15 protein-coding genes and 1 riboswitch are annotated in these 14273 nt (G+C 74.1%); of the genes, 5 read left to right on the forward strand and 10 right to left on the reverse strand.

Annotated features, from left to right (window positions below; all coding sequences use genetic code 11):
• Positions 1 to 129: 129 nt before the first annotated feature.
• Positions 130 to 564 carry a (R)-mandelonitrile lyase gene (locus ACQEVZ_RS41105; RefSeq protein ID WP_433377735.1) on the forward strand — a complete coding sequence of 145 codons (435 nt, stop codon included), beginning with the start codon at positions 130 to 132 and terminating at the stop codon, positions 562 to 564.
• 6 nt (positions 565 to 570) lie between these two features.
• Here ACQEVZ_RS41105 and ACQEVZ_RS41110 read toward each other — a convergent pair whose 3' ends face one another.
• On the reverse strand, positions 571 to 846 hold the full coding sequence (locus tag ACQEVZ_RS41110) for a hypothetical protein (protein WP_433377738.1): 276 nt from the start codon (positions 844 to 846) through the stop codon (positions 571 to 573).
• A gap of 13 nt (positions 847 to 859) precedes the next feature.
• On the reverse strand, positions 860 to 1546 hold the full coding sequence (locus ACQEVZ_RS41115; protein WP_354890313.1) for a hypothetical protein: 687 nt from the start codon (positions 1544 to 1546) through the stop codon (positions 860 to 862).
• A 123-nt stretch (positions 1547 to 1669) separates the two neighbouring features.
• On the opposite strand from ACQEVZ_RS41115, the gene ACQEVZ_RS41120 reads away from it, so the two are divergent.
• The gene (locus ACQEVZ_RS41120; RefSeq protein ID WP_433377741.1) at positions 1670 to 2242 is read left to right on the forward strand and encodes a dienelactone hydrolase family protein; all 573 of its coding nucleotides are present in this window, start codon (positions 1670 to 1672) and stop codon (positions 2240 to 2242) included.
• Here the strand turns inward: ACQEVZ_RS41120 and ACQEVZ_RS41125 are convergent.
• The 6 genes from ACQEVZ_RS41125 to ACQEVZ_RS41150 form a co-directional block, all read right to left on the reverse strand.
• Positions 2211 to 2354, reverse strand: coding sequence for a hypothetical protein (locus ACQEVZ_RS41125; protein ID WP_433377744.1), 144 nt, complete (start codon positions 2352 to 2354; stop codon positions 2211 to 2213). The two genes, ACQEVZ_RS41120 and ACQEVZ_RS41125, sit on opposite strands and share 32 nt — an antisense overlap.
• A gap of 10 nt (positions 2355 to 2364) precedes the next feature.
• Positions 2365 to 3246 carry an ADP-ribosylglycohydrolase family protein gene (locus tag ACQEVZ_RS41130; RefSeq protein WP_433377747.1) on the reverse strand — a complete coding sequence of 294 codons (882 nt, stop codon included), beginning with the start codon at positions 3244 to 3246 and terminating at the stop codon, positions 2365 to 2367.
• 110 nt (positions 3247 to 3356) lie between these two features.
• The gene (locus tag ACQEVZ_RS41135; protein WP_433377750.1) at positions 3357 to 3761 is read right to left on the reverse strand and encodes a VOC family protein; all 405 of its coding nucleotides are present in this window, start codon (positions 3759 to 3761) and stop codon (positions 3357 to 3359) included.
• A gap of 23 nt (positions 3762 to 3784) precedes the next feature.
• Positions 3785 to 4774 (reverse strand): NlpC/P60 family protein, encoded by a 990-nt coding sequence (locus ACQEVZ_RS41140; protein WP_433377753.1) that lies wholly within the window; start codon positions 4772 to 4774, stop codon positions 3785 to 3787.
• A gap of 7 nt (positions 4775 to 4781) precedes the next feature.
• A riboswitch (cyclic di-AMP (ydaO/yuaA leader) is annotated at positions 4782 to 4961 on the reverse strand.
• A 121-nt stretch (positions 4962 to 5082) separates the two neighbouring features.
• Positions 5083 to 6339: an MFS transporter gene (locus tag ACQEVZ_RS41145; protein WP_433377756.1), complete on the reverse strand. Its 1257-nt coding sequence runs from the start codon at positions 6337 to 6339 to the stop codon at positions 5083 to 5085.
• A gap of 70 nt (positions 6340 to 6409) precedes the next feature.
• Complete coding sequence (locus ACQEVZ_RS41150) at positions 6410 to 7027, reverse strand: TetR/AcrR family transcriptional regulator (protein ID WP_433377759.1); 618 nt, start codon at positions 7025 to 7027, stop codon at positions 6410 to 6412.
• A 62-nt stretch (positions 7028 to 7089) separates the two neighbouring features.
• On the opposite strand from ACQEVZ_RS41150, the gene ACQEVZ_RS41155 reads away from it, so the two are divergent.
• Both ACQEVZ_RS41155 and ACQEVZ_RS41160 read left to right on the forward strand, forming a co-directional pair.
• Complete coding sequence (locus ACQEVZ_RS41155; protein WP_433377762.1) at positions 7090 to 8082, forward strand: serine/threonine protein phosphatase; 993 nt, start codon at positions 7090 to 7092, stop codon at positions 8080 to 8082.
• A gap of 63 nt (positions 8083 to 8145) precedes the next feature.
• Positions 8146 to 10302: an SNF2-related protein gene (locus tag ACQEVZ_RS41160; RefSeq protein ID WP_433377765.1), complete on the forward strand. Its 2157-nt coding sequence runs from the start codon at positions 8146 to 8148 to the stop codon at positions 10300 to 10302.
• On the opposite strand, the gene ACQEVZ_RS41165 is transcribed toward ACQEVZ_RS41160, so the two are convergent.
• The gene (locus tag ACQEVZ_RS41165; RefSeq protein WP_433377768.1) at positions 10292 to 11512 is read right to left on the reverse strand and encodes an Hsp70 family protein; all 1221 of its coding nucleotides are present in this window, start codon (positions 11510 to 11512) and stop codon (positions 10292 to 10294) included. The two genes, ACQEVZ_RS41160 and ACQEVZ_RS41165, sit on opposite strands and share 11 nt — an antisense overlap.
• Before the next feature lie 29 nt (positions 11513 to 11541).
• Between ACQEVZ_RS41165 and ACQEVZ_RS41170 the strand changes: the two genes are divergently transcribed.
• Positions 11542 to 12780 (forward strand): hypothetical protein, encoded by a 1239-nt coding sequence (locus ACQEVZ_RS41170; RefSeq protein ID WP_433377771.1) that lies wholly within the window; start codon positions 11542 to 11544, stop codon positions 12778 to 12780.
• 12 nt (positions 12781 to 12792) lie between these two features.
• On the opposite strand, the gene ACQEVZ_RS41175 is transcribed toward ACQEVZ_RS41170, so the two are convergent.
• Positions 12793 to 14262, reverse strand: coding sequence for a hypothetical protein (locus tag ACQEVZ_RS41175; RefSeq protein WP_433377774.1), 1470 nt, complete (start codon positions 14260 to 14262; stop codon positions 12793 to 12795).
• Between the last annotated feature and the right edge of the window lie 11 nt (positions 14263 to 14273).

A 14273-nucleotide genomic window follows, 5' to 3' on the forward strand; every position in this document is an offset into this window, starting at 1 on the left:
GGTCTGCCGGCATCGCGGGAAGGAGTCCACCGTGCAGCATCGACCGCTCGGCCGGACGGGCGTCTCATGCGGCGACCCCGCCGGCAACGGCTGGGTCAGCCCGTTCCTGCGGCCGGAGGCCCGCCGCCGATGATCACCCGCTACGGCTCGCAGCCGTCCACGCCCGGCCCGGCGGAGAACTTCACCGGCGAGGTCCGCGTCCAGCCGCTGTTCGCGCCCGAGGAGACGGCGCCGTACAGCGGCGCGTACGTCACGTTCCAGCCCGGTGCCCGCTCGGCCTGGCACACCCACCCGGCCGGCCAGCGGCTGATCGTCACGGAAGGGGCCGGCCGCACGCAGCAGGAGGGCGGGCCCGTCGAGGAGCTGCGCCCCGGCGATGTCGTCTGGTGCCCGCCCGGCGTCAGGCACTGGCACGGTGCCGGCCCGGCGTCGCCGATGACCCACCTCGCCCTCACCGGCGTCCGGGACGGCCGGGCCGTCGAGTGGCTGGAGAAGGTCACCGATGAGGAGTACGACCCGCGGCCGACGGGCCCACCGGGCCCGGGCGGCACCGCAGACGCGTGACGGGGATCAGGCCACCGGGAACGCGACGTCGAAGACCTCGTCGCCGGGCGCGGCGGAGGGGAAGCCGGTCCAGTACGTCTCGCGGGGCGCGCCGGCGATCCACCGCTCGACGGCGTCGCACACCCCGCCGAGGGCACCGCTGGTCAGGTCGGACTTGGTGACCCGGGCGTACTCCTCCCGGTGCGCGGCGAGCGTGCGGTCGCCGCCGGACGCGACGGTCGCGCAGACCTCGACCGGGGTCGGCGCGTCGTCTGGGTTGGATGTGCCCTGCCCCTGGGACAAGGTCGAACCGCCGTCAGATCAGGAACGACCGGCGGGTCTCCGCGCCCACGTTGATGGTGCCGACCAGCGTGCCGGCGTGGTCGTACACGTCCGTGCTCCGGTTGCTGCGCATCACCTCGCGGATGCCCGGTGGCAGGGCCGGCGGGTCATCCTCGGTCAGGCGCATCCGGGTCGCGGCGGCGATGAGCAGCGACACGAGCCGGGCGGCGTCGGCGTTGACCGGGACCCGGCCGTACTCCCAGCCGGACACGGTGAGGTCGAGCAGCTCCAGCGTGTGCACCAGCAGCAGGTTGGGGTCGGTCAGCACCATGGCCCGCTTGGCGTCGGCCTCGACGGCCGTCAGCGCCGCCGCCAGGTGCACGTACGGGAACAGCCCCGTCGGCAGCTCCGTCAGGCGGTACCGCAGGTGCGGCCCCATCTGCCGGTACAACGCCCGGTAGTCGCGCCGGTCCACGCGGTGCCCGCGCACCTGCGCCTGCACGTCGGCGTGGGCGTGCTCGGCCGTGTCGTGCACGATCCGGGTCGCCGCGGACAGCCCGTCGTCGCCGGCGAACACCTGCGCCAGCGAGGCCGCCTGCTGCTGCCACCCGCCGGCCACGTGCGGCCCGTACCGCTGCCGGACGTCGGCCAGCAGCGCCTCCTGCCGTGCCGGGTCGACCAGGACAGCCCTGCCGGCCGCCTTGCGCCGGAACCACCGCATGCCCCGCTCCTCACCTCACGCCGATCGATCATGATGTCGGTACGACCAGTACACCATTCGACGTCGACGCATTCGTTGCCCGTCCACTCGGGGGCCGGTTGGCAACGCATATATGGTGGGGGTATGGCTGAGGTTGTCCTGTTCCACCACGCGCAGGGGCTGACGGCGGGCGTCGTCGCGTTCGCCGACGAGCTGCGCCGGGCCGGGCACACGGTGCACACCCCCGACCTGTTCGACGGGCGCACCTTCGACAGCATCGAGGCGGGCATGGCATACGCCACCGAGCTCGGCTTCCCCGGCGAGATCCTGGACCGCGGCGCGCGGGCGGTCGCGGACCTGCCGGCCGAGATCGTCTACGCCGGCTTCTCCCTCGGCGTGCTGCCCGCGCAGATGCTGGCGCAGACCCGCCCCGGCGCCCGCGGCGCGCTGCTGTGCTACTCGTGCGTGCCGGTCACCGAGTTCGGCCCCGCCTGGCCCGCCGGCGTGCCGGTCCAGGTGCACGGGATGGACGCCGACCCGATCTTCGTCGGCGAGGGTGACATCGACGCCGCCCGCGACCTGGTCGCCGAGGCGAAGGACGGCGAGCTGTTCCTGTACCCGGGCGACCAGCACTACTTCGCCGACAGCTCCCTGCCGACCTACGACCCGGAGGCGACCGCGCTGCTCATCCGGCGGACCCTCGACCTGCTGGGCTGACGGCCCGCAGCGCGTCGAGCAGCCAGGCGTAGGCCGGCACGGCCGCCGGTCCCGGGTCGGTGCCGTGCAGGACGGCGAGCTGTACCGACAGCGGGTCGGGCCTGCTGGTCACGGTCGACTCCCTACATGGGTGGGAGCGGTTCGCGGGCGTCGACCCACTCGGCGGGCACGCCGTCGAGGCCGGTGCGGGCGGCGACGATGCCGCCGACGATGGCGCAGGTCGTGTCCATGTCGCCGCCGGCGCTGACGGTCGCCCACAACGCCTCGGCGAGGTCGTCCAGGTGCCGGGCCGCGCACCAGATCGCGTAGGGCACGGTGTCGGGGGCGGAGATCAGCATGCCGCAGCCGACCTCGCCGGCGATCCACTCCGGCTCCCGGTCGAACGGTCGCCGGCAGAGCCGGCGGAGCCGCGCGGCGACCTCGCTGTCGGGTGTGCGGTCGGCGACCCGCGGCAGCAGCTCCCCGGCCGCCACCCGCCGAGCCGCCAGCGCGGCCGCGACGGCCACGGCGATCGCGCCGGCGGTCGCCTCGGGGTGCGCGTGGGTGACCGCCGCGGACAGGGCCGCCTGCTCCACGACCAGGTCGAGGTCGTCGGCGAACCAGGCGCCCAGCGGGGCGACGCGCATCGCGGCGCCGTTGCCCCACGAGCCCTGGCCGTCGAACTGGGCGGCCGTGACCGTCTGCCAGGCCTCACCGTCCCCGATGGCCTTGAGCACGCCGTGCATGGACGGGCCGTAGTTGCGGTACGGGTCGGCGGCGTACGCATCGGCGAACCGGCGGGCCAGGTCGTCCTGCTCGACCCGGCCGTGCTCGCGCAGCGTCTGGTACAGCGAGACGGCCATCGCGGTGTCGTCGGTCCACGGCCACGGGCCCTGCGGCACCAGCCGCTCCTCGATCTGCCATCGCATCTGGTCGGCGGGCCGGAAGAACCAGGTCTCGCCGAACGCGTCGCCCAGCGCCGTCCCGTGCAACGAGCGGGTCGCGGCGTCGACGTCGGTGATCACCGTCCGATCGTGGCAGCCGGTCACCGCGCCTGTCGAACCGTTTCCGCGCACCACCCGCCGCGCCGTGCAGCCGGGCGGCCGGGCGGTTGGGTGCACGGACAGGCCGGCGGTCAGGCGAAGTCGGCCGCGGTCATGCCCTCCGGATGGCCGGGAGGCCACTGTACGAGCTCGATGCGGTACCCGTCGGGATCGGTGAGCCAGGACGTGGCCATGCCCTCGCCGTGGTCGGTCGGCGGCTCGGCCGCGATGCCCCTGCCGGCCAGGTCGGCGACCGTGGTGCCGAGGTCGCCGACCTGGACGACGAGATGGTTGACGGCGCCGGTGTCGGCGACCGGCCGGGCGGGGTCGTGCACCAGCTCGAGGCTGACGAACGGGTCGCCGGGCAGCTGCAGCAGCGTCAGGCTGCCGAACCCGGTCTCCGGGACGTGGCCGACCTTCGCGTAGCCGACCGCGGTGTAGAACGCGAGCGAGCGCTCCAGATCCGTGACCCGCAGCCCGAGGTGCAACATGCGCATGCCCGGCAGGCTACCGTCCGTGACTACGCGACCCTGCCGTAGCCGTACAGCGTGTCGATGTCGACGGGAGCGACCTTGACGACCGTGCGGCTGTTCGGGGCGTGGATGATCTGGTTGTTGCCGATGTAGATGCCCACGTGCCCGAGGCCGTTGTAGAACACCAGGTCGCCGGGGGCGAGCTGGCTGCGGGAGATGTGGCGGACCTTCGACCACTGCTGCGCGGCGTTGTGCGGCAGCGTCACGCCGGCCGCCTTCCACGCCATCATGGTCAGGCCCGAGCAGTCGAACGTGTTCGGTCCGGCCGCGCCCCACACGTACTTCTTGCCGAGCTGCGCCCAGGCGTAGTTGACGGCCTTGCCCGCGTTGCCGGACACGGCCGGTGGCTTGGCCGGGGTCGTCGCCGGGGGAGGGGTGGTGGTCTTGACCTTCGCCGCGGCGGCGGCCGCCTCGGCCTTGGCCTGCAGCGCGTCGAGGCGGGCGATGTCACCCTCGATCTTCTTGCGGCGGGTCTCCAGCTCCGTCTTCTGCTGGCTCTGCGCGGCGAGGGTCTCGTCCAGGCGCCGCTGCTCGGTGTCGAGCGCGCCCTTCGCCGCCGTGTACGCGGCCAGGTCCCGCTGCTGGCTGTGCGAGATCTGCTGGAGGGTGCCGACGCGGGCGGTGAGCGTGTCGGTCGACGTCGCCCCCAGCATCAGTGACAGGGTGCCGAGGTTGCCCCCGGTCTTGTACGCGTTGACCGCGAGCGCCGAGGCGTTGTCCTGCGCCGTCGCCATGGTCGCCTGCAGCGGCGCCATGTCGGCCCGGAGCTTCGTGATCGCCGCCTGGGTGGTGTCCAGGTCGCCGTTGACCTTGTTGTACAGCTCGACGACGTGCTCGACCTCTTGGTTGCCCTTGTCGATCTGGGCCTGGAGCTCCTGCGGCGTCGGGTCCGCCTGCGCGGCGCAGGCCGGGGCGATCATGGCCGCCACCGCCAGCGCGACGACCGAGGCGCGGAGCGTCGTACGTCCGTTGAACACGGCACAGTCCTTCTTCGCTGACCGCCTACCGGGTTAGCTGACGGATTCGGGCGAGAAGAAGGCGCGCCCTACCGCGCCCCGGTGTGGCGGGAGCGGATTCACCCCAGGGGGAAGCCCCGATTGGTTCCCCGGCTCACCGGCCGCACGCATCGAGCCCGCGCGACCGACAACTCGGCGGTGGCTGCCCGGCCACCCCGGCGGGGCGGGCGATGTCCGGCAGGCCGGCCCAAACGTAACGCCGGACCACACTGCCGGCGCTCGATCTAAGCCACACTTAACGTAGACACAAGACTGACCTGCCCGGATCGTCACCGGTGGCGGTCGGTGGAGCGGGCCATGACGGCCAGGCCGGCGACGGCCAGCAGGGCGAGGGCGGCCGGGATGAGGAACACCCGCGGGAGCCCGATGGCGGCGGCGCCGGTGCCGCCGGCCGCACCGCCGAGGGCGGAGGCGAGCGCGGTTGAGCTCATGAAGATCGCGGACGCGGTGGCGACGGCGGTCGGCAGGAGCCGCTGGGCGACGATGATGCCGAGCGTGGCGAAGACGCCCCACACGCAGCCCATGAGGATCTGCCCGGCGAACAGCCCGGCGGCGTTGCCGGTGACGGCGAAGCAGACGTTGGCGGCCACGCCGAACCCGGCGCCGAGGACCATCAGCTCCATCATGCCGGTCCGGCGGGCCACGACCACGGCGACGGGCATCAGCACGATCTCGACCAGCGGCTGGATGCCGATGACCGCGCCGCTGAGGCCGGCCGGGAAGTGCAGCTGGTCGTTCATGTACAGCGGGAGGTACGCGTACTTGACGGGCTCGCCGGCGTACACGAGGACGTAGAGGCCGGTGAACGCCAGCAGCGGCAGCATCGCCCGCAGGCCGGGGCCCCGGTGGCCGGCCCCCGGCGCGTCGCCGGGTCCGGCCGGTGCCGCCGGTGCTGTCCGGAGCGCGCCGAGCGGCACGATCTGGGCGAGCGTGCAGACCGCCGTGGCGACCAGCATGGTGCGCAGCGACGTCTGCGCCGCCAGGAACGACCCGGCCACCGGGCCGACGACCCAGCCGCCGGTCAGGGCCATCCGCACGACGGCGACCACCCCGTCGTTGTTCGGGCCGGGGTGCGCCTTGAGCTCGTCGTGGACGGCGGCGAAGAGCTGCGACGTCGCGGCGCCGCCGAACCCGCCGACGACGGCGCTGATGACGTAGGGCATCCACAGCTCGGTCGAGTACGCGATGCCGATCCAGCCCACGAACCCGGCGGCGGCGCAGACGCGGAACAGCCCGAGACGGCGCCCGGTGCGGTCGGACCGCCGGCCGACCAGGAATCCGGCAACGGGCGCGGCCAGGTTCGTCAGGTAGAACAGCCCCGCCGCGGTCAGGGAGGCGTGCAGGTCGTTGACCAGGAACGTCGCGATCTGCGGGGCGGCGGCGGAGAAGCCGAGCGCGGACAGGAACACCGCGAGCGTGGCGCCCCGGTAGAGCGGTGACGCGAGGGTCAGCCGCAGCGCCGACGCGTGCGCCGTGGGCTTGTCGAGCGCCGGATCCGCCGGCTCGACCTGCTCGGGAAGGACCATGTCGCCGTGCCTCCGCTCCGCGCTGCGGGGCAGCGGCCCGGCGTGATTCTTCCAATGGAAGAATCTGGGGTCAAGCGGCTCCGGGCCCGTCCGCCGGCGACGAGGGGAGCAGCCGCTCGAGCAGGGCCAGCGCGCGCCGTACGTCCACCGCCTCGGGATCGAGGAGCCACTGCAGCTGCAGCCCGTCGGACGCCGCGATGACCAGCGACGCCGCGTCGTCGGGATCGATGTCCGCGGCGACCGCACCGGCGCGCTGGCCGGCGCGGACCCGCTCGGCGAGGTGCGAGCGCAGCAGCCGGAAACGGTCCCGCACGAACTCGTGGGTGAGCGGGTGCTGCCCCGCCTGCAGGGCGTCCGTGGTCAGCGTGGCGTAGAGCTCGACCAGGCCAGGGATCGTGCGGTTGCGCTCCGCGCTGCGCTCCATCAACCGGACCGCCGACACCCCGTCCTGTGGCGCGGCGCCGTGCTCGACCTGCTCGTGCGCCCGGTACACCTCGACCAGCAGCTCGTCGCGCGACGAGAAGTAGTACCGCAGCGCCGCGTGCGAGACCCCGATCGCCGCACCGATCGCGCGCAACGACGCGTCCACGCCCCGCTCCGCGAACAGCGCGATGGCCTGGGACAGGATCTCCGCCCGCCGCACCGCGGCCTTGCGGTAGGAGCGTCCCTCTGTGCCGTCGTTGCCCATGCGCGCATCGTACGGAGCGCCACCCGCCCCCGGCGGCGCCGCGCACGGGCTAGGCTGCCGCCATGTCCCGGCTGAGCAGGTTCTGCGCGGTCTCCACGGAGCTGGCCCTGCTCAGCGACGCCAGGCTCGCCAAGCTCGTCGACAACGCCCAGGCGCTCGGCGTCGGCGTCGGCGGCGCCTCGGCCCTGGTGGACGTCGCCGGCACGCCGGTCTTCGCGAAGCGGCTCGCGCTGACCGACCTGGAGCGGCTCCCGCGGCACGTGCGGTCGACGGCGAACCTGTTCGGGCTGCCGACGTCCTGCCACTACAGCGTCGTCGCGCACGGCGGCGGCGGCTTCGGCGCATGGCGGGAGCTCGCGGCGAACACCATGACGACGAGCTGGGTGCTGGACGGCAGGACCGAGGCGTTCCCGCTGCTCTACCACTGGCGCGTGCTGCCGGGCGCGCCGCCGCCCGCCGAGGAGCACCAGGACATCGGCCGGGCCGTCGCGTACTGGGACGGTTCGACGGCGGTGCGGCGGCGCCTGGAGGCGCTCGCGGCGGCGTCGGCGAGCGTGGTGCTGTTCCTCGAGTACGTCCCGCAGCGCCTGGACGCGTGGCTGCACGAGCATCCGGACGCCGTCGGCACGGTGGAGCGCCGCCTGAAGACCGACGTCGCCTTCATGAACGCCAACGGGCTGCTGCACTTCGACGCGCACTTCGGCAACATCCTCACCGACGGCGACCGGCTCTACCTGACGGATCTCGGGCTGGCCACGTCGCCCCGGTTCGAGCTGACCGCGCAGGAGCGGGCGTTCGTCGTACACCACCGGGAACACGACGCGAAATACGCCGTGCGGGAGCTGCTCAACTGGATCGTCGCCAACGTCGCCGGGATCACCGGGCCCGGCGAGCGCCACGCCTACCTGCGCCGGTGCGCGGCGGGAGCGGCACCCGACGGGCTCCCCGCACCGCACGCGGAGATCGTCGCGCGGCACGCTCCGGTCGCGGCGGCCATGAACGACTTCTTCTGGCAGGTGTACGGCGTGACCCGCACCCCACCGTTCCCGGAGTGACCCGCCGAGCGGCACCGGCGCTGTATCGGTACCTTCAAGAACATGTATGCCGGCGCAGCGAGCATGAGGCCGCGGGAGGCGCGTGCCCTGCTGGCGCGGGCCGGCGAGATGCAGGGCGACGCCGAGACGGTCACCGGGACCGTGGCGGCGGCGCGGCAGGAGGTCGTCGCGGCGTACGAGGTGGCGCGCGAGCCACAGGTGTGGGACGCGATCGGCAAGATGTCGATCGAGACGGTCAAGGACACCGTGGACGGCCGGGCACGGCTCGACGAGCTACCGGCGCACGGGATCTGTTCGGTGGCGGACGTGCTGCGGTCCGGGCCCGAGCGGCTCACGAAGGTGCCGGGGATCGGGGCGGAGACGGCCCGCAAGACCATGACCGCCGCGGAGCAGCTCAAGCGGGCGGCGACGGACTCGCTGCAGTTCAGGATCGAGTTCGACCCGAAGAACGCGGACATGACGCGCCTGGTGCGGGCCCTCGCGGTGTGGCGCGGGGTGTGGCAGGCGGCCGGGGCGCAGGAGACCGACGCGCAACGGTGCCAGGAGCGGCTGGAGGCGCAGCGGCCGATGGCCGGGCCGGCCGCGGCGGGCCCGTGGCGCCGGATGTTCATGCGGGCCGCGCACAGGGCCGCCGCGGTCGAGGCGGCGCACGCCGTACAGGCGACGCTGCAGGAAGCGGAGCAGGCCGGCCTGCCGGAGGCGGCGCGGCAGGTGCGCAAGGTCCGCACGCCCGGTGACCGGTGGGTGTGGCGGGACTTCGAGCGGCACTCGGCGGACTACTACGGCCTGCTCAGCCAGGTCGTCGGGCTCGGCGGCGACGTCGCGGCCAGCGAAGGGTTCCTGCCCGCCGACATCGTCGAACGCGTCGGCGCGCAGCAGCTGGACACGTCCCGGCTCAGCGACAGCCTGCGGCTGCGCGGCTACCAGTCGTTCGGTGCGCGGTTCGCGCTGGTGCAGCGGCGGGTCGTGCTCGGCGACGAGATGGGGCTGGGCAAGACGGTGCAGGCGATCGCCGCGATGGCGCACCTGGCCGCCCGGGGAGCGACCCACTTCCTGGTCGTCTGCCCGGCGAGTGTACTGATCAACTGGTCCCGCGAGATCGCCCGCCACTCGACGATTCCCGTCGTCACGCTGCACGGCAACGGGCGGGCGCGGGCGGCGGCCCGGTGGCGGGCGCAGGGCGGCGTCGGGGTCGTCACGTTCGGGTCGCTGGGCGCGGTCCCGCTGCCGCCGCCCCGGCCGGCGCTGCTGGTCGTCGACGAGGCGCACTACGTGAAGAACCCCGACGCGAAGCGTTCGCAGGCGGTGAACCGGGTCGCGGCGGAGTCCGACCGGGTGCTGTTCCTCACCGGTACCCCGATGGAGAACCGCATCGACGAGTTCCGGGCGCTGATCGAGCACCTGCGGCCGGAGATCGCCGCGGACATGGGGCCGGAGCACGCGGCGATCAGCGTCGAGGCGTTCCGCCGGGCGGCGGCCCCGGTGTACCTGCGGCGTAACCAGCCCGACGTGCTCACCGAGCTGCCGGAGCTCGTGCAGGTCGACGAGTGGGAGGAGTTCGGCGCCGAGGACGCCGCCGCCTACCGCGCCGCGGTCCAGGAGGGCAACTTCATGGCGATGCGGCGGGCCGCGTTCGTGACCCGCCGCCCGCGTGACTCGGCGAAGCTGACCCGGCTGCTGGAGCTCACCCAGGAGGCGCTGGCGGCCAAGCGGCACGTGGTGGTCTTCTCGTACTTCCGTGACGTCCTCGCCGTGGTGCACGCGGCGCTCGGCGCCGACGCCCGCGGGCCGATCACGGGGTCGACGCCGGTGGCCGACCGGCAGCGCATCGTGGACGAGTTCACCGCCTCCCGGAAGCCCGCCGTGCTGGTCTGCCAGATCGAGGCGGCCGGCGTCGGCGTGAACATCCAGGCCGCCTCCGTCGTGATCCTGTGCGAGCCGCAGGTGAAGCCCTCGATCGAGGCCCAGGCGATCGCCCGCGCCCACCGCATGGGCCAGGTCCGCACCGTCCAGGTCCATCGCCTGCTCATCGCGGACTCCGTCGACGAGCGCATGATCGAGATCCTCGGCTCGAAGGCCCAGCTCTTCGACGCGTACGTGCGGCACAGCACCATCGCGCAGGCCTCGCCCGGCGCCGTGGACATCTCCGAGGTCCAGCTGGCCCGGATGATCGTCGCCGAGGAGCAGCAACGCCTCGCCGGCGCCCTGGTCAACCAATGACGTCCGGCTGTTCGGCCAGGCCGCGGAGCCGGCGCTTGATGCGGTGCGACAGGGTGGCGTTGCGCTCGGCGACGTGCGCGAGGCGGTCGCGGGCCTTCGCCGCCAGCGGGCTGTCGTCGCCGAGCAGCCGGGGGAGCGCCGCCGCGGCGTCCCGGTAGATCTGCTCGGCCTCGTCGGTGTCGCCGCCGTCGGTGAGCCGGGCTGCCAGCTCCAGCCGCAGCTGCCACGTGCGGGGCCGGTCGCGGCCCATGACCTCGTCGGCGGTGCGCAGGGCGGCGCGGAGCTCGGCGATCCCGGTGGCGCGGTCGCCCGCCTCGATCAGGCAGTCCCCGAACCGGAACCGGGCGAGGACCGTCCGGGGATGGGCGTCGCCGTTGAGGTCGCGGTGCTTGCCCAGCGCGGCCCGGGCGACGCGGACCGCGTCGGCGTGGATTGCCTTGACCTCGTCGGCGCGGGCCGGGCCGGTGGGCACGGCCCGCGCCTGCCGGGTGCGCAGGTGGCAGTACGCGTCGGCGGCCGTCAGCCGCAGCGGGTGGCCGTCGCCGTGCTCGCGGAGCTGCTGGTTGAGCGCGGCCGCCTCCGCCTGATCGATGTCGAGCCCGCCGGCGTCCGGCAGCCCCGCCGAGGCCAGCACCGTCAGGTGCTCGTCGCAGCGGATGACGGACGCGTCGAACGTGCCGCCGCCGAGGTCGTAGACGAGCACCCGGGCCCCGGGCCGGACGCCCACGTCGTGCCGCACCAGGTGCGTCCCGGCCGCGACCGGCTCCGCCACGAGGTCGACCTCCGCCGCGCCGGCGCGTCCCGCCGCCGCCCGCAGCACGTCCTGCCGGAGCCGCCCCCAGCCGGCCGGGTGCGTCAGCGTCACCCGCCGCAGGCGCTCGCCCCCGGTCAGCTCGGCCGCCGCCCGGAACACCCGCCCCAGCACCGCCCCGACCAGGTCCTCCACCCGCACCTCGTGCGCCCCGAGCAGCACCCTGCCGTCGTCGACCCGCTTCTTCGGGTGCGGCTCGAAGCACTCCGGCCGGATCCTGGCGGCCCGCAACGCATTCCGCCCGACCAGCAGGCTCCCGTCCTCCTGCGCGCACACCGCCGACGGCAACAGGTTGTCCCGCCCGAACACCAGCCTGCTCCGCCGCCCGTCCGGCCCGGCCAGCACCGCTGCGGTGTTCGACGTCCCGAAGTCCACACCCAGCCGGTATCCATCGACCACGCCTGCAGCCTAGGCCCTACGCTCACCGGGTGCCCGACACCGACCGCGCCCGCCTGGCCCGCATCTCCGCCAAGCTGATCGCGGCCCGCGCCCTGCCGTCACTCCCAGCCGCGTTCGGCGTGGAGTCGCACAAGTTCGTGCTCGAACCGCCCGTGCCCGAGTCGGCGGTGACCGCGTTCGAGGAGCGGCACGAGGTCACGCTTCCCCCGGCGTACCGGCTGTTCATCACCGAGCTCGGCGGCGGTGGGGCCGGCCCCGGCTGCGAATTGCTGAGCTTTGCGGGCGCGTGCAGTGATGCGCGGTGCCGGCCGGGGCACCTCGCACAACCCAGCCCGTACCTGCCGGGACCGCGGTACCCTGACGACTGGGAGCAACGCCACGAGGACCCGCCGGCGATGGACCGGATCTTCCTGCGCGGCACGCTGCCGATCGCCTACCACGGATGCACCCTGTACACGCGCCTGGTCGTGACCGGGCCGGCGCGGGGGCGGCTGTTCAACCTCGACGTCGATGGACTCGGCCCGTACGTGGTCGAGGACGCCGACTTCCTGGCCTGGTACGAACGGTGGCTGGACGAGGTCATGGCCGGCTACGACGTCGGCTGGTTCGGCGAACGGCTCCCGCTGGACGAGCCCGCATTGATCGCGGCCCTTGCCGGAGATCCGTCACCGCAGCGCCGCACCCGCGCCGGCGAGTCGCTGCTGCTGTCGCCGGTGATCAGCGAACAGACCCGGACGGCCGTCGCCGACGCGATGTCCACCGACGGCGACCCCACCGTCCGGGCGCACCTGTATCAGCTGCTGCGATGGCAACACCGCGACCCTCGCCGCACCCCCGCGAAGGCCGTCGCTGACGCCATCGCCAGGCACGCGAGGTCGCAGACCCCACCCGACATCGAGGCACTCACGGCGCTCGGGATGCTCACCCTCGATGACGTCCTGCCGGCCCTGGCCGGCGAGGACCTCGAACGCCGCCGCCGCGCCGCGTACATCCTGGCCCGGGAACTTCCAAGGAACGACCGCGAGCGGGACGCCGTCGAAAGGGCGGTCCGCGACCTGCTCGACGACCCCGACCCGCTCGTCCGCTCCCACGCGGCCACCGCGGTGCGCCAGCACGCGCTCGGCAGCCTGAACTCCCTGCTCCGCGACCGCCGGCGAACCGAGGCCGACCCCTGGACGCAGCACTACCTCGCCTGGGTTCTCAACGGACCGTACAGCGACCTGTCGGGCGATCCGGCATTCACCGGCGCGGACGACCTGCCGTTCTGATCCGGGGTGGTGTCAGCGGTTGAGGAGGCGGGACAGGCTGGCGACGACGGCGGTGGTGAGGACCCAGCCCATGATGATGAGGGTGGCCGCGACGTACTGGGTGGAGCCGGTGGCGTGCCAGGCCGAGTCGTGGCCGAGGTCGATGATGGGGAGCAGGAGGTCCAGCGCGTAGAGCGCGGGGTTCCAGTCCGGGGAGTCCGCCGGGGTACGGGCGTCCGGCGGCCACACGGTGAAGGCGAGCGTACCGAGCACCCAGCAGGCCAGCAGCCACAGGGCGGCGAGCCAGGTGCGGTAGCCGTAGCCGACGAGGGCGTCGAGCAGGTAGCCGGCGAGCCGGCCGGGCCAGTGCTGCGTCGCGCGGCGGCGGCGGTGCTGCTCCAGCAGGACGCGGCGGGCCTCGGTGTCCTGGCCGGCGGCGCGGTACGCCGAGGCGAGCTGCTCGTAGGGCTGCGGCGCGTAACCGTCGGGGCTGCGGCGCAGCCAGTCGAGCCGCTGCCGGACGTCGACCGTGGCCAGGCGGCCGGGCTCGTCGGCGCCGTCGCCGAAGGTGCGCGGGATCAGCAGCCGGTACGTGCAGCCGACGAGATCCAGCCGCTCCGGCCACACCCGCGGGTCGTCGAACAGCGTGTCCACCTTGAGCCCGGACAGCCGGACCCGCCCGTCGGGCGGAGAGCGGAAGCACATCCACAGGCTGCCGGCGGTGGTGCCGCCGAGGTGCAGCGCCCACCGGTCCGGGCTGCGGACGGTCGCGCCGACGAACCAGACCTGCCCGCCGACCTCGGCGTGAATGAGCAGCAGGTCGCCGTCGGCGGTGAAGCCGCCGCCCGCGCGCAGGTTGCCGCCCACGCACAGCCGGTCGGCGCCGATCGCCCGGCCGTCGGGGTTGGTCAGCGTGGCGCCGTCGAGCAGGAGGTTCCCGCCGATCTGGGCGCCGCCCAGCCACAGCTCGCCGGCGGCGTGCAGGCCGTAGCCGCGGAGGCTGCCGCCGACGGTGAGGCGGGCGGCGGCGAGCGCGTTGCCGCCCGGGTTGTGCAGCCGCGCCTCCGACAGGTCCAGGTCGCCGCCGACCCGGGCGTCGCGGAGGTCGAGCGCGCCGCCGACCTCCGAGGCGGCGCAGCTGACGTCGCCGCGCACGGTCGCGAGCCGGGCCTGCAGGGCGGGCAGCCGGCAGCGCACCAGGTGCAGGTCGACGAGGTCAGCGCCGGAGACGTCGACCGGCGCGTCGAACGTGCAGTCCTGGAACTCCACCGGCACCGCCACTACGGCGTGCGCGACGTCGAGCGGCCCCGTGACCGTGGCGCCGCGCAGCCGGAGCGCCGCCCGTGGGTGTGCCGCGCGGTCCACCGGCCGGCTCAACAGGTCGGCGAGCGCAGCCGCTCGTACCGACGCCGCCGCCGCCGAAAGGTCGACCAGATCGCCGGCGAGGAACCCCGCCCGGACCTGCCGCTCGGATGACGTCAGCGAGTGCGGGGGCCGGCGCATCCAGCGATGAT

The sequence above is a fragment of the Dactylosporangium sp. CA-152071 genome (assembly GCF_050936335.1).
GTDB classification, from domain to species: domain Bacteria; phylum Actinomycetota; class Actinomycetes; order Mycobacteriales; family Micromonosporaceae; genus Dactylosporangium; species Dactylosporangium maewongense.